The 14,652-nt window shown below is 71.5% G+C and carries 9 protein-coding genes and 1 pseudogene; 2 read left to right on the forward strand and 8 right to left on the reverse strand.

Annotated features, from left to right (window positions below):
* Nucleotides 1-343: 343 nt before the first annotated feature.
* Nucleotides 344-2,209, reverse strand: a complete 1,866-nt coding sequence (gene lepA / locus OHA05_RS11695) for a translation elongation factor 4 (protein ID WP_328860527.1) — start codon at nt 2,207-2,209, stop codon at nt 344-346.
* 203 nt (nt 2,210-2,412) lie between these two features.
* On the opposite strand from lepA, the gene rpsT reads away from it, so the two are divergent.
* Nucleotides 2,413-2,679: a 30S ribosomal protein S20 gene (rpsT, locus tag OHA05_RS11700; RefSeq protein WP_313946374.1), complete on the forward strand. Its 267-nt coding sequence runs from the start codon at nt 2,413-2,415 to the stop codon at nt 2,677-2,679.
* A gap of 728 nt (nt 2,680-3,407) precedes the next feature.
* Here rpsT and holA read toward each other — a convergent pair.
* Nucleotides 3,408-4,394: a DNA polymerase III subunit delta gene (holA, locus tag OHA05_RS11705; RefSeq protein ID WP_313946373.1), complete on the reverse strand. Its 987-nt coding sequence runs from the start codon at nt 4,392-4,394 to the stop codon at nt 3,408-3,410.
* Between the two features lie 57 nt (nt 4,395-4,451).
* Here holA and OHA05_RS11710 point away from each other — a divergent pair, with 57 nt between their 5' ends.
* Nucleotides 4,452-4,697, forward strand: coding sequence for a hypothetical protein (locus OHA05_RS11710; RefSeq protein ID WP_313946372.1), 246 nt, complete (start codon nt 4,452-4,454; stop codon nt 4,695-4,697).
* A 12-nt stretch (nt 4,698-4,709) separates the two neighbouring features.
* Here OHA05_RS11710 and OHA05_RS11715 read toward each other — a convergent pair whose 3' ends face one another.
* From OHA05_RS11715 to leuS, 6 genes and pseudogenes are all read right to left on the reverse strand, one after another.
* A complete protein-coding gene (locus OHA05_RS11715; protein ID WP_328860528.1) occupies nt 4,710-5,486 on the reverse strand; it encodes an arylamine N-acetyltransferase family protein in 777 nt (258 codons plus the stop codon).
* Between the two features lie 188 nt (nt 5,487-5,674).
* A pseudogene (locus OHA05_RS11720) lies at nt 5,675-8,281 on the reverse strand (ComEC/Rec2 family competence protein); the annotation flags it as partial.
* Nucleotides 8,278-9,492, reverse strand: coding sequence for a helix-hairpin-helix domain-containing protein (locus OHA05_RS11725; RefSeq protein WP_443043673.1), 1,215 nt, complete (start codon nt 9,490-9,492; stop codon nt 8,278-8,280). The gene OHA05_RS11725 and the pseudogene OHA05_RS11720, both read right to left, overlap by 4 nt.
* A gap of 110 nt (nt 9,493-9,602) precedes the next feature.
* Entirely contained in the window at nt 9,603-10,448 is an 846-nt protein-coding gene (locus tag OHA05_RS11730; RefSeq protein ID WP_313946369.1) for a DegV family protein, read from the reverse strand.
* A 147-nt stretch (nt 10,449-10,595) separates the two neighbouring features.
* On the reverse strand, nt 10,596-11,420 hold the full coding sequence (locus OHA05_RS11735; protein WP_328860530.1) for a hypothetical protein: 825 nt from the start codon (nt 11,418-11,420) through the stop codon (nt 10,596-10,598).
* Nucleotides 11,421-11,551: 131 nt separating this feature from the next.
* Nucleotides 11,552-14,407: a leucine--tRNA ligase gene (gene leuS / locus OHA05_RS11740; RefSeq protein WP_328860531.1), complete on the reverse strand. Its 2,856-nt coding sequence runs from the start codon at nt 14,405-14,407 to the stop codon at nt 11,552-11,554.
* Between the last annotated feature and the right edge of the window lie 245 nt (nt 14,408-14,652).

Below are 14,652 nucleotides of genomic sequence, written 5' to 3' on the forward strand. Positions count from 1 at the left end.
CTGGTTTCTAACTGGCGAGTAACCATCGAGCCGTGATCAGAGTAAAGGGCACACTGCCAGCGCGTAAGAGGCAGCGGGCTGCCGCTTGATAACGAACCGAACGGCGGATGGCAGCGCCGATCCGATGATCGGTGTAATGGGCAGCTATTACGGTATTCGGTCCGCGGGCCCTCCCGCCGCGAGGGCCCTTCCCCCTGCGGCCCGCGCAGCCCGGGGACGACGGAGGCGCCCGGCCGTGATCCGGCCGGGCGCCTCCGCCCCGAGCTCCTGGGTCCTGCGCCTCGGGACCGTCGGGTTCCGTGCGCGGGACCTCGCGGGCCCTGCGCACGGGACCTCGCGGGCCCTACTTCTTGCTCTTGGCGCCGTCGTCGCTGGACAGCACGGCGATGAAGGCCTCCTGCGGGACCTCCACGCTGCCGACCATCTTCATCCGCTTCTTGCCTTCCTTCTGCTTCTCCAGCAGCTTCCGCTTACGGGAGATGTCACCGCCGTAGCACTTGGCGAGGACGTCCTTGCGGATGGCGCGGATGGTCTCGCGGGCGATGACCCGGGAGCCGATGGCCGCCTGGATGGGCACCTCGAAGGCCTGCCGCGGGATGAGCTCCCGGAGCTTGGCGACGAGCCGCACGCCGTACGCGTACGCCGCGTCCTTGTGGGTGATGGCCGAGAAGGCGTCCACCTTGTCGCCGTGCAGCAGGATGTCGACCTTGACCAGGCTGGACGACTGCTCGCCGGTGGGCTCGTAGTCGAGCGAGGCGTAGCCGCGCGTCTTGGACTTCAGCTGGTCGAAGAAGTCGAAGACGATCTCGGCGAGGGGCAGGGTGTAGCGGATCTCGACCCGGTCCTCGGAGAGGTAGTCCATGCCCAGCAGCGTGCCGCGGCGGGTCTGGCACAGCTCCATGATCGAACCGATGAACTCGCTGGGGGCGAGGATCGTGGCGCGCACGACCGGCTCGTGCACCTCGGCGATCTTGCCCTCGGGGAACTCGCTCGGGTTGGTGACGGTGTGCTCGGTGCCGTCCTCCATGACCACGCGGTAGACCACGTTGGGCGCGGTGGCGATCAGGTCGAGCCCGAACTCCCGCTCCAGCCGCTCGCGGATCACGTCCAGGTGCAGCAGGCCGAGGAAGCCGACGCGGAAGCCGAAGCCGAGAGCCGCGGAGGTCTCCGGCTCGTAGACCAGGGCCGCGTCGTTGAGCTGGAGCTTGTCCAGGGCCTCACGCAGCTCGGGGTAGTCCGAGCCGTCCAGCGGATACAGACCGGAGAAGACCATCGGCTTCGGGTCCTTGTACCCGCCGAGAGCCTCGGTGGCGCCCTTGTGCAGGGTGGTGATGGTGTCACCGACCTTGGACTGGCGGACGTCCTTCACACCCGTGATCAGATAGCCCACCTCGCCGACGCCGAGACCGTCGGCCGGCAGCATCTCCGGCGAGTTGGTGCCGATCTCCAGCAGCTCGTGCGTGGCGCCCGTGGACATCATGCGGATGCGCTCGCGCTTGTTGAGCTGACCGTCGATGACTCGCACATAGGTCACGACACCGCGATACGAGTCGTAGACGGAGTCGAAGATCATCGCGCGCGCGGGGGCGTCGGCCACACCGACCGGGGCGGGCACCTCACGGACCACCCGGTCCAGCAGCGCCTCGACGCCGAGGCCGGTCTTGGCCGAGACCCGGAGCACGTCGTTGGGGTCACAGCCGACCAGGTTCGCCAGCTCCTCGGCGAACTTCTCCGGCTGCGCGGCGGGCAGGTCGATCTTGTTGAGCACCGGAACGATCGCGAGGTCGTTCTCCATCGCCAGATAGAGGTTGGCGAGGGTCTGCGCCTCGATGCCCTGGGCGGCGTCCACGAGCAGGATGGTGCCCTCGCAGGCGGCGAGCGAGCGGGACACCTCGTACGTGAAGTCTACGTGGCCCGGGGTGTCGATCATGTTCAGGATGTGGGTGGTGCCCTGGGAGTCGCCCTCGCTGGGCGCCCAGGGCAGCCGGACCGCCTGGGACTTGATCGTGATGCCGCGCTCGCGCTCGATGTCCATACGGTCGAGATACTGAGCACGCATCTGCCGCTGGTCGACCACTCCGGTCAGCTGGAGCATCCGGTCGGCAAGGGTCGACTTGCCGTGGTCGATGTGCGCGATGATGCAGAAATTGCGGATCAGCGCCGGGTCGGTACGACTCGGCTCGGGCACGTTGGTGGGAGTCGCGGGCACGCAGGGTCCTGATTCTTGAGACGCGGGGCGTCTCGTCTCGGGCGATGTCGGATCGATACGTAGCCTCCATGGTCCCATGGGAAGGGGACTGCGCTCGGTTTGGGCCGCTCGGATGACGACTGGTAGCCTGGGCAGCTGTGTCTCGTGCCTTTCTCGGCCCGGGACGCTCATCGAAGATCAACCGAACCTGAGAAGGCTCTTTCGTGGCGAACATCAAGTCCCAGATCAAGCGGAACAAGACGAACGAGAAGGCGCGCCTGCGCAACAAGGCCGTCAAGTCCTCGCTCAAGACCGCGATCCGCAAGGCCCGTGAGGCTGCTGCCGCGGGTGACCTCGAGAAGGCCTCCGTGGCCGCTCGTGACGCTTCCCGTCAGCTCGACAAGGCTGTCTCGAAGGGTGTCATCCACAAGAACGCCGCCGCCAACAAGAAGTCGGCGCTGGCCTCCAAGGTTGCTTCCCTCCAGGGCTGAGTGCTCTTGATTTGACTGCCGGAAGGACCCGAGCGGGCCCTCTCTCTCCGCTCCCGACCGGCAAACCCGACTCGCACGCGGCCTGCGTTCGCCACGCGGGTGCGAGTCTCCAGCAGAACCTTCGAAGGCCCCGGCCCGCTCTTCCTTCCCCAGGACGAGCGACCGGGGCCTTCGGCTTGCCCGGGGGCGGGTCGGTGGGGCCTCGCCGACGGGCGGGCGGGGCGGTAGCGCGAGGCGGGCGGGGCGCGGCCGCGCGGGGCGAGGGCGGTACAGGCCAGGGGCCGGGCGGGCCCGGAACATGGCAGCGAGGTCGATCGGTACGGGCACGGCAGGCACGCGGGGGGCGGATGGGGCCGAGCCGGTACGCGGCCGGTCAGCGGAACAGTTGCGGGCTCGAGCCGCGCCGGCTGCCCGGTGGGCCTGCCGATCAGCAGCACCGCGTCGTCCGCGAGCGGCGCCGGCCGCGCGCGGCCGGGGGCAGGGGCTGGACCGGGGGCGCCGGCCGGTACGGGGTGCCGCGACCGGCAATGTCTGCCCGTCAAGGCGTGGGGGTCCCCCACGCCCACAGGGCGTAAGGGGAAACGTCCGGCGCGTGCGATCGCAAGGCAGCCGGAAGTCCTGGTAGCGGAGCTATCAGGACTTGTGGCCAACGCAACGTGAGGTGCGTCCAGGGCGGCGCGACAGGCCAAAGCCTGCCGGGAGCGGGCGGGAGACCGACCGGTACAGGCTCAGCGGCGGGAGCGGGCTGCTCGGGCGATCGTCACGACCGCCTTCTCCAGCGCGTACTCCGGGTCGTCGCCGCCGCCCTTCACACCCGCGTCCGCCTCGGCGACGGCACGCAGGGCCACCGCCACCCCGTCGGGGGTCCAGCCCCGCATCTGCTGCCGGACCCGGTCGATCTTCCAAGGCGGCATGCCCAGCTCACGGGCAAGGTCCGCGGGCCTGCCGCCGCGGGCCGATGACAACTTGCCGATCGCCCGCACGCCCTGTGCCAGCGCGCTGGTGATCAGCACGGGAGCCACACCCGTCGAGAGCGACCACCGCAGCGCTTCCAGTGCCTCGGCCGCACGCCCCTCCACCGCACGGTCGGCGACCGTGAAGCTGGACGCCTCGGCGCGGCCCGTGTAGTACCGCCCGACCACGGCCTCGTCGATGGTGCCCTCGACGTCGGCGGTGAGCTGGGACACCGCGGACGCCAGCTCCCGCAGGTCGCTGCCCACGGAGTCGACGAGGGACTGGCACGCCTCGGGTGTCGCCGACCTGCCGAGCGCCCGGAACTCCGACCGGACGAACGTGAGCCGCTCGGCGGGCTTCGTGGTCTTCGGGCAGGCCACTTCCCGCGCCCCGGACTTGCGGGCGGCGTCCAGCAGGCCCTTGCCCTTCGCTCCGCCGGGGTGCAGCAGGACCAGGGTGATCTCCTCGGCCGGCGCGTCCAGGTACGCCTTGACGTCCTTGATCGTGTCGGCGGACAGATCCTGCGCATTCCGCACGATGACGACCTTGCGCTCGGCGAAGAGCGACGGGCTCGTCAGCTCGGCGAGGGTGCCGGGCTGGAGCTGGTCGGCGGTGAGGTCCCGCACGTCCGTGTCGGAGTCGGCGGCGCGCGCCGCCGCGACCACCTGCTGCACGGCGCGGTCGAGGAGCAGGTCCTCCTGGCCCACGGCGAGCGTGACGGGGGCGAGCGGATCGTCGGTCGAATTCTTCCTGGTGGCCATCGCGGTCCAGCATCCCATGGGCCACTGACACTCCGTCCCGTACCGGAGAATGGCCCGGTGAGCGAAGGACGACATGTACTGGTGCTGCCCGACCGCGACGCCGCCGAGGAGGTGGCACAGGAGCTGGCGGGCCGTTTCGGGGTGACCGATGAGCCGCAGCTCGTACGGGACGCGCTGGCCGGCGAGGACGACGCCGAGGACGCCCAGTGGCTGGTGGTGGTGGACGACCCGGCGGCCCGGCTCGACCCGATGGTGCTCGACGACTTCGTCGCCGAGTACGAAGGCTGGCTGGAAGCGCCGTAGCGGCCCGGCCGGTCAGCCGCGGCCGCCCCGCGGGTCGGGCGGCAGTCGGTCGAGCTCCAGCCCGAAGTGCTCGCGGTAGGCCGCCAGGATCGCCGCCTCGTCGGCCAGGGGCTGCTCACGGCGCTCGCCGTGTTCGGTGACGACGAGCTTGCGGCCGCTGAGGGTGATGCGGCCCTCTTCCGTGAGCCGTGAGCACACCACGGACTGGGTGAAGTGCGACTCGGGCGATGTCCGGTGCCACCAGGCTCCGGCCCGGAAGTCCTCCAGCGAACGCGGCCGCGTCGCCAGGCGGAACTGCGGCTTGCCGTCCCGGTGGAGATCGATGTCGCCGAACTCCGTCTCGACGATCCGGAACGTACCGGCGGGGTCGGCCTGGTCGCCGCGCTCGTCGAACGCGAGCGGATGGTGCGCGTGGTCCCCGAATCCGACGTCCGCCAGCCACCGCCCGCTGCCGTCGGCCGGCTCCACGAGCAGCCCGAGGTGGTCGTACGGGATGCCCAGCCGGCCCCCGTCACCGAAGACGCGGCCCTGCAACAGGGTGACGGTGTAGCCGAGGTCGCGGAGCAACGCGGCGAACGCGCCGTTGAGTTCGTAGCAGAACCCACCCCTGCGCCCGTCCACCACCTTGGCGAGCAGCGCCTTGTCCTCCAGCACGATGTCCTCGCCGAAGTGCACGGAGAGGTTCTCGAACGGAACGGTGCGCAGGTGCCGCACCTGCAGATCGCGCAGCGCTGCGGCGTCGGCGTGCTGCGGGCGGTCTGCGCCGATGCGGCGGAGGTAGGCGTCCATGAGGAAAGTGTGACGCGCGGACCCGCCGCGCACCATGCACCGCTGGTCCTGGACCGGTCGGCCGAGGCCGTCCGGTCCCGGGGACCGAACGGCTCCCCGCTCGCGCACCGCTTCGAGGCAGGGTTCCACCGGCCCGCCACGTAGTGCCGTCCCCTGCCGTCCGGCCTCCCCGTATATCGGCGACGGCGGCGCAGCGCGGCCCGCAGGTTCCGGCCCGCGCCCGTCACCGCGACCGGCCCGTCGGTGTCGGTGCGCAGCACCACCGCTCCTCCGGCCCGCAGCGCGCCGACGGTTCGGGGTGAGGGGTGACCGTAGGTGTTGTCCCGGCCCACCGAGATGAGCGCCAGACGCGGACGTACGGCGTGGATCAGACCGGGATGCTGATGAGCCGAGCCGTGGTGCGCCACCTTGAGCACGTCGATCGGCGGCAGCGCCGGATAGGCAAGCAGGAGCCGCCGCTGGGCCGGTGGTTCGAGGTCACCGAGCAGGAGCACGGTAGGCCCACCCTCGACACGGACGAACAGCGTGACGCTCGCGTCGTTGGGGCCGTCGGGCAGAAATCCGGGGCCCGCGCCGGGCGCGGAGCCGGGCCGGGCCGCGGGCCAGAGCACCTGCCAGGTCAGCCGACCGACACGGCGCCGCTCCCCCACCCCCGCGCGCACCAGAGGCACACGGGCGGCCGCCGCCGCTCTGCGCACGAAGGCGCTCTGCTCCCGTGGTTCGTCGAACGTCGTCGTCTGCACCACTCCCACGGATCTGCCGCGCAGCACCCCGGGCAGCCCGCGGACATGGTCAGCGTGGAAGTGGGTCAGCAGAACGAGCGGGATCCTGGTGACCGCGAGATCCCGCAGACAGCGGTCCACCAAAACGGGCTCGGGCCCGGCGTCCACCACCACGGCTCCGCCGTCACCCGTGGCCAGCACGGCCGCGTCGCCCTGTCCCACGTCGCACATCGCGACATCCCACGCGGGCGGCGGCCAGCCGGTGAGAACCCGGGTGAGAGGTGTCGGGCGCACCACCGCGAGCAGGAACAGCAGGACGCACACGACGATCGCCCACGGATGGCGTGTCAGCCTGCGCGCCAGAAGAACGACCAACCCGGTGAGGGCCGCGAGCAGGAGACCGCCACGCCAGCCGCCCGGCCAGTCCGTGCGCGCCCCGGGCAGGTCGGCCCCGGTGCGGGCCACGGACGCGATCCATCCGGCCGGCCAGCCGGCGACCTGGGCCATCGCCTCGGCGACGGGCATCGCGACCGTGGCGGCGGCCAGGGCGGCGAACCCGAGGACGGTGGCCGGGGCGACCGCGAGCTCGGCGATCAGATTGCACGGAATCGCCACCAGGCTCACCCCGGCCGCGAAGACGGCGACCACGGGCGCGCACACGGCCTGGGCCGCGGCGGCGGCAGCAAGGGCTTCGGCGATCCTCGGGGGCACTCTCCTGCGCTGAAGGGCCTCGCTCCAGCCGGGAGCGATGACGAGCAGCGATCCGGTCGCCAGGACGGAGAGGAGGAAGCCGTAACTCCGCGCGAGCCAGGGGTCGTACAGCACCAGCAGCAGCACGGCGGCGGCGAGCGCGGGGAGGAGCGACCGGCGGCGCCCGGTGCCGATGGCGAGCAGGGTGACGGCCCCACAGGCCGCCGCACGCAGCACGCTCGGCTCCGGTCTGCACACCACCACGAAGGCGAGCGTCAGGGCTCCTCCGAGGATGGCGGTCCCGCGGAGCGTGATGCCCAACCGGGGTGCCAGCCCGCCGCGTTCGGCCAGCAGCGCCCGTCGCGGCGGCCCGATCAGCAGGACCAGCACGATGGTCAGGTTGCTGCCGGACACGGCGAGGAGATGAGTGAGGTCCGTCGCCTCGAAGGCGTCCTGAAGCTCCGGCGTGATCCGGGAGGTGTCTCCGACGACGAGCCCGGGGAGCAGCGCGCGGGCATCAGGGGCCAGGCCGTCGGTCGCCTCACGCAGTCCGGCACGGAGATCACCGGCCGTCCGTTGCAGCATTGTCGGAGCGCGGACGATTTCCGGCCCGTCCGTCTCGTCCGCTCGCAGCACGGCCGCGAACCGGTCGCCCGGGTGCGACGGCGGCATCAGGCGCCCCGCCAGCCGCAGCCTGGTCGAGGGCAGCAGCCCCTGCCATGAGGCGAGCCTCCTCGCGGGCATGTCCGCCCGCACCATCACGAGGACCGGCGTCCGCGCTCTGGTGACCGCTCCGCCCGATGTGGTGACCAGGGCGGCTTCCGCCTCGAGGAGCAGGAGGCGTCCTGCCGTTCCGTCGCGGCGAGCCGGGGACTGTGGCCGGGTGAGGCGGGGATCGGACGTGACGGTCAACTCGACGGTGGCATGCGCGTATTGATCCGCCAGAGCGGGCAGCGGTCCCCGTCTCAGATCCGCGCCGTGCAGCCCGGCCGAGGCTGCGCCGGCTGCCGCGCACAGCAGGATCGCGGCAACCGCGGTGGTGTGGAGACGCCACCGTCCTTCCGGTGCGGCGGAGTCGTCGCCGGGTGCCGCCCCCGTATCCGCCGGTGTACGACCACCTGTCGACGCACGTCGGGCGGTGGGTGCGACGCGGCCGTCCGACCCACGGATCGCCCACATCGCCAACGGCAGCACAGCCGCGAGAACGAGGCAGACGATCACCCCCGTCACCGTCCACCATCCGGCCACGCCCAGCGCCAGTGCGGACGCGGCCCAGGCGGCCAGGGCCGGCGGAACCAGCCGTAGATCAACCGGCCCTTCCTGGCGCGGATCCGCCGCCCCCAGCCGGTGCCCCGACGCTGCGTGCACCGCCTGGCGCGTCATGGCCGCACGAGGTTCTGGAGGTCCGCGAAACGGCGGTCACCGATGCCGTTGACCTCGCGGAGTTCGTCGACCGACCGGAAGCCGCCGTGCTGCGTGCGGTAGTCGATGATGTGCTGGGCCAGGACGGGGCCGACGCCCGGCAGGGTGTCGAGCTGTTCCGCCGTGGCCGCGTTGAGGCTCACCGGACCCGCGGGCTGAGCGGCCGGGCCACCGGCGGCGCCCGTGCCACCGATGCTCCCACCGGCGGGGCCCGCGACACCGGACGCCCCCGGCGGGACGGGCAGCCCCACCACGACCTGTTCGCCGTCGACGAGCACCCGCGCCCGATTGAGTGCGGTGAGATCCGTGCCGGGCTTGACGCCTCCGGCCGCATGCAGCGCGTCTGCCACCCGTGATCCGGCGGGCAGTTGGAGAACCCCGGGCCGCCGCACCTTGCCGCTGACATCGATGATGATCCGCCCGCTGGGGACTGCGGCGGACGGGACCGGTGGGCCGGGCGACGGCTCCGGTTCGGAATCGGTGGCGGGGGCGGCCGCACCCTGCTCGACCAGCTCGGGAGCCCGCACGGTCTCCGGCCGCCCCACCCAGAAGTGCTGGGCGGCGAAGACAGCGGCCGCCACCAGGACGACGGCCAGCGCCGCCAGAGCCCGCGGCTCCAGCCCGCATCTGAGCTGCACCCACAGCGGCAGCCTCTCGCGCACGGCGAGCCCGGCCCACCGCCGCGCAGCCCGACTCGGACCCGCGGCCGCACCATTGCCCGGCCCGCCACCAGCACCGAGACCGGCGACGCCACCCGCGCTGCCGCCCGCACCCGGCACCGGACCCGACGAGTCAGCACCCCCGCCGGCCCCGCCACGACCCGCGCCGGCCCCGAGAGCACCCGTCCCGGCAGCACCCACACCGGCACCCGCACCCGCACCCGCCCCGGCGAACAGCGCATCCGCCCGCCGCCTCACCGCCGTCGCCTCGCCGCCCGGCACGCGTCTCCCCCGCGCCCCGGCCGTACCCACCGTGGAGACCGCACCCCGGGCAGCACCCGGCCGGGGTCCCGACCCGGGGCCTGAACCGGGCCCGGGGCCCGAACCGGGCCGCGGGCCCGCGCTCGCACCCGTACTCGGACCCGGCCCACGCCTCACCCGGGCGCGGCCGTCCGACGCCGGGGCGCGCCCCGGCCCACTCGTTGCGGAACGTGAACGTGATCGAAGAGCCATGTCACGAGACGGTAGGCACATCCGCCCGAACCCGCCGAGCAGGTCCAATTCCCGTGGAAAACCATCCTGTTGTGGATATCTCCGTCACCCGAAGGGGCCGTTCCGCGGCCTCAGCGCGGTGAGACGACCGCCGCGAGGAGTCCCGGCCCGGTGTGCGCCCCGATCACCGCACCCACCTCGCTCACATGCAGGTCCGCCAGCCCCGGTACCCGCTCCCGGAGCTTGTCCGCGAGCACCGCGGCTCTTTCCGGCGCGGCCAGGTGGTGCACCGCGATGTCCACGGTGCTGGCGCCCGCCCGTCCGACGACGATCTCCTCCAGCCGGGCGATCGCCTTCGACGCCGTGCGCACCTTCTCCATCGGCACGATCCGCCCGCCGTCCAGCTGGAGCAGCGGCTTCATCGCCAGCGCCGATCCCAGCAGTGCCTGCGCGGCCCCGATCCGGCCGCCGCGGCGCAGGAAGTCCAGGGTGTCGACGTAGAAGAAGGCGGAGGTGCCGGCGGCCCGCTTCTCCGCGGCAGCCACGGCCTCGTCCAGCGTGCCGCCGCCCTCCGCCGTCTCCGCGGCGGCCAGAGCGCAGAATCCGAGGGCCATGGCGACCATCCCGGTGTCCACCACCCGCACCGGCACCGGAGCGTCCTTGGCGGCCAGTACGGCGGCGTCGTAGGTGCCGGAGAACTCGGACGACAGGTGCAGGGAGACGATGCCGGTCGCACCCGCTTCGGCGCGGGCCCGATAGGTCTGTGCGAACACCGCGGGGCTCGGCCGCGAGGTGGTCACCGGACGTCGCTTCTGCAACGCCTGTGCGAGCGAACGCGCCGAGATCTCGGTGCCCTCTTCGAGTGCTTGATCGCCAAGTACGACGGTCAGAGGCACCGCGACGATGCCGTGGCGCTCCATCGCCGGTGGCGGCAGGTAGGCCGTTGAATCGGTGACGATCGCGACATGGCGGGACATGAGCGGGAGGTTACCCGGCGGCGGGACGGGACGGCAGCCCGGCCCCTCGTCGGCACCCGCGCCGGTGCCGCCCCCGCCGACAACCCATCGGCCTCATCGACCGCACCGCAACCGGCCTGCGCCCCGCCAACCCCCGGACCGGACGGGTCAGTTGGTCGTCTCCGGGCGAGCGGCCTTCTGCCAGGGGTAGGTGTTCGGCTGCCGCGGGTCACGCGCCGTGATCGCCTGCGGCTGAGCCTGCTGGTCCTGCCGAGCCGCGGACGGCGAAGGAGCCTGCGCGGAGTCGGCGGCGGCCACCGTTCCGGCCTGTCCTTGGGTGTCCACCTCGGGCCAGGTCTGCCCGGGACCGGCCTGCCCGCCCGCGTCCGGCCAGGCGCCGTCCCGGCTCCCGGACTGTCCCGTGACCGGTTCACCGGCGGACGGCTCCTCGACCGACCAGTGCCGCAGCGCCCCCGCCTCCATGTCGATCTGCGTGCTCAGCGCATCCAGATCGTCCTCGGCGAACTTCCTCGCCCGGTCCCGCGCCGCCCACCGCAGCGACTCGGCCGAGTGCACGATCCGCTCCGTGCGCTCGCGGAGTCCGGGCAGCAGCGAGGCGACCGTCGCCCGGTCGGGCTCGCGCTCCAGGCGCTTCAGCTCGTCGTCCAGCTCATGGCCGTGCGCACTCAGCCGCTGGAAGAGGGAGATCGACTCGGACAGGGACGCATCCTCGCCCGCTCCCGCCTGAAGGGCGTCCTGGGTGGCCCGCATCGACGTCCGCAGCGACAGCCGCAGCTGCGCCAGCTCGCCGACGACTCCGCCCTGTCCGTAGCTCCTCGCCCGCAGTGAGGTCTCCTCGACGGTGCGACGCGCCTGGGTGACCGTGCGCTCCACGCCACGCTTCGCCGCGCCGACGGCCTTCACCGTCACAAACACCCCCAACGCGACAAAGGCGACGAAAAGCAGCGCCAAGATGAGAATCGCGGCTTCCATGAGCGCCCCTTCGGCGTCGGATGTAGTTCCTCCACCGTAAACGGAACGGGCAGGCCGAGGGTTCCATCGGAACCCCCAACCTGCCCGTAGGGGATGCCCCGCAGCCCCTGCGAAACCCCCCGAAATGGGGACTAGGCAGGAACGATGTTGACCAGCTTCGGCGCCCGCACGATCACCTTGCGGATTCCGGCGCCGTCCAGCGCCGCGACCACGGCCGCGTCACCCAGTGCCAGCGCCTCCAGCTCCTCGTCCGAGATCGACGGGGAGACCTCCAGCCTCGCCTTCACCTTGCCCTTGATCTGCACGACGCAGGTCACCGACTCGTCCACGACGTACGCCGGGTCCGCGACCGGGAAGTCCTGGTGCACGACCGAGTCGGTGTGACCCAGCCGGCGCCACAGCTCCTCCGCGATGTGCGGGGCCAGCGGGGCGATCAGCAGCACCAGCGCCTCGGCGACGCTGCGCGGCAGCGGCCCGCCCACCTTGGTCAGATGGTTGTTCAGCTCGGTGATCTTGGCGATCGCGGTGTTGAACCGCAGCGCCGCCAGGTCCTGACCGGCTCCGTCGATCGCCTTGTGCAGCGCACGCAGCATGGACTCGTCGGCCTCGGTGTCGACGACCGTGACCTCACCGGTGGACTCGTCGACGACATTGCGCCACAGCCGCTGCAGCAGCCGGTACTGACCGACGACGGCCCGGGTGTCCCACGGCCGGGAGACGTCCAGCGGTCCCATCGCCATCTCGTACAGACGCAGCGTGTCGGCGCCGTACTCGGCGGAGATCTCGTCCGGAGTGACGGCGTTCTTCAGGGACTTGCCCATCTTGCCCAGCTCGCGCTTGACCGGCTCGCCCTCGAAGAAGAACGCGCCGTCCCGCTCCTCGACCTCGGTGGCCGGCACCGGGAAGCCGCGGCTGTCCCGGTAGACGTACGCCTGGATCATGCCCTGGTTGTACAGCTTGTGGAACGGCTCCGCGGACGAGACGTGGCCCAGGTCGAACAGCACCTTCGACCAGAACCGCGCGTACAGCAGGTGCAGTACGGCGTGCTCGGCGCCGCCGACGTACAGGTCGACGCCGCCGTGCGGCATGCCGTCGCGCGGCCCCATCCAGTACTGCTCGATGGCCGGGTCGACCAGCTTCTCGCTGTTGTGCGGGTCCAGGTAGCGCAGCTCGTACCAGCACGAACCCGCCCAGTTGGGCATGGTGTTGGTCTCGCGGCGGTACCGCTTGGGGCCGTCGCCCAGGTCCAGGGTGACGTCGACCCAGTCCTCGTTGCGCGACAGCGGCGTCTCGGGCTGGGTGTCGGCGTCGTCGGGTGCGAACGTCCGCGGCGAGTAGTCCTCGACCTCGGGCAGCTCCAGCGGCAGCATCGACTCCGGCAGCGAGTGCGCGACGCCGTCCTCGTCGTAGACGATCGGGAAGGGCTCGCCCCAGTACCGCTGGCGGCTGAACAGCCAGTCGCGCAGCCGGAAGTTGACCGTCGCCTCACCCACGCCGCGTTCGACCAGCCATGCGGTGATCCTGGCCTTGGCCTCGGCCACGTCCAGGCCGTTCAGCGAGATCTCGTCGTTCGAGGAGTTGATCGCGGGGCCCTGGCCGGTGAACGCCTCGCCCTCCCAGCCCTCGGGCGGCTGCACGGTACGGATGATCGGCAGCTCGAAGGCTTCCGCGAACTCCCAGTCACGCTCGTCCTGTCCGGGGACGGCCATGATCGCGCCGGTGCCGTAGCCCATCAGCACGTAGTCGGCGACGAACACCGGGATGCGGGCGCCGGTCACCGGGTTCTGCGCGTACGCGCCGGTGAAGACGCCGGTCTTGTCCTTGTGTTCGGTCTGCCGCTCGACGTCGCTCTTCGTCTGCGCCTCCTTGCGGTAGACGGCCACGGCGTCGGCCGGGGTCGCGGCGCCGCCGGTCCAGGCCTCCTTGGTGCCCTCGGGCCACTCGGCGGGCAGGATCGAGTCGATCAGGCCGTGCTCGGGTGCCAGCACCATGTAGGTCGCGCCGAACAGGGTGTCGGGGCGGGTGGTGAAGACCGTGACCGGCTTGTCGCTGTGACCCTCGACCGTGAAGTCGACGCGGGCACCCTCGGACCGGCCGATCCAGTTGCGCTGCTGCAGCTTGATCGCCTCGGGCCAGTCCAGCGCGTCCAGATCGTCCAGCAGCCGGTCGGCGTAAGCGGTGATGCGCATGTTCCACTGGCGCAGCTTGGCCTTGAAAACGGGGAAGTTGCCGCGCTCGGACCGGCCGTCGGAGGTGACCTCCTCGTTCGCCAGGACCGTGCCCAGCCCGGGACACCAGTTGACGGGCGCGTCGGAGGCGTACGCCAGGCGGTACTCACCCAGCACGTCCGCCCGCTCCAGGGCGCTCAGTTCGTTCCACGCGCGCGTGGAACGAGGAACCGCCCGCTCGCCGCTCTCGAACTGCGCCACCAGCTCGGCGATCGGACGGGCCTTCTTCGCGTCCTCGTCGTACCAGGAGTTGAAGATCTGGACGAAGATCCACTGGGTCCACTTGTAGTAGTCCGGGTCGATCGTCGCGAAGGACCGGCGCTGGTCGTGGCCCAGGCCCAGCCGGCGCAGCTGGGCCTTCATGTTCTCCATGTTGGCCTCGGTCGACACCCGGGGGTGGGTGCCGGTCTGCACGGCGTACTGCTCGGCGGGCAGACCGAAGGCGTCGAAGCCCAGGGTGTGCAGGACGTTGTGGCCGGTCATCCGCTGATGACGGGCGTAGACGTCCGTGGCGATGTAGCCCAGGGGGTGCCCGACGTGCAGGCCCGCACCCGAGGGGTAGGGGAACATGTCCATGATGAACTTCTTGGGGCGCGCGGCCACGGCGGGATCCCCGGCCAGGTCGCCACGGGGGTTCGGCGCCTCGTACGTGCCCTCGGCGTCCCAGAAGTCCTGCCAGCGTGCCTCGATGTCGGCGGCCATCGCAGCGGTGTAGCGGTGCGGTGCGGCCACCTCGGCAGCAGAATTCGTCTCGCTCATGATCCTTAAAGCTCCATCGGTCGTCTCTGCTCGAGCCCTGTCATCACCCGGTGAAATGAAAAATCCCCTCGCACAGGAGGGGACGCCGCGCCGATTCCGACCGGATCTTTCATCCGTCGGGACTGATCAGCGCGGCCGGCTAAGCAGAAGGCGTACGGCACGCATAGACGTCAGGGTACCGCAGAGAGCGATCCCGTTGTGTGGCGCAGACCTCGTCGCCGACCAGAGACAATCGGCGTTCCCTT

The sequence above is a fragment of the Streptomyces sp. NBC_00306 genome (assembly GCF_036169555.1).
Lineage (GTDB): Bacteria > Actinomycetota > Actinomycetes > Streptomycetales > Streptomycetaceae > Streptomyces > Streptomyces achmelvichensis.

What these genes read in the sequence shown, in the direction of transcription:
- holA (WP_313946373.1), bottom strand. Translation starts at nt 4,394, where the DNA reads ATGGCCACCAGGAAGAATTCGACCGACGATCCGCTCGCCCCCGTCACG.
- OHA05_RS11715 (WP_328860528.1), bottom strand. Translation starts at nt 5,486, where the DNA reads ATGGACGCCTACCTCCGCCGCATCGGCGCAGACCGCCCGCAGCACGCC.
- OHA05_RS11725 (WP_443043673.1), bottom strand. Translation starts at nt 9,492, where the DNA reads ATGGCTCTTCGATCACGTTCACGTTCCGCAACGAGTGGGCCGGGGCGC.
- OHA05_RS11730 (WP_313946369.1), bottom strand. Translation starts at nt 10,448, where the DNA reads ATGTCCCGCCATGTCGCGATCGTCACCGATTCAACGGCCTACCTGCCG.
- OHA05_RS11735 (WP_328860530.1), bottom strand. Translation starts at nt 11,420, where the DNA reads ATGGAAGCCGCGATTCTCATCTTGGCGCTGCTTTTCGTCGCCTTTGTC.
- leuS (WP_328860531.1), bottom strand. Translation starts at nt 14,407, where the DNA reads ATGAGCGAGACGAATTCTGCTGCCGAGGTGGCCGCACCGCACCGCTAC.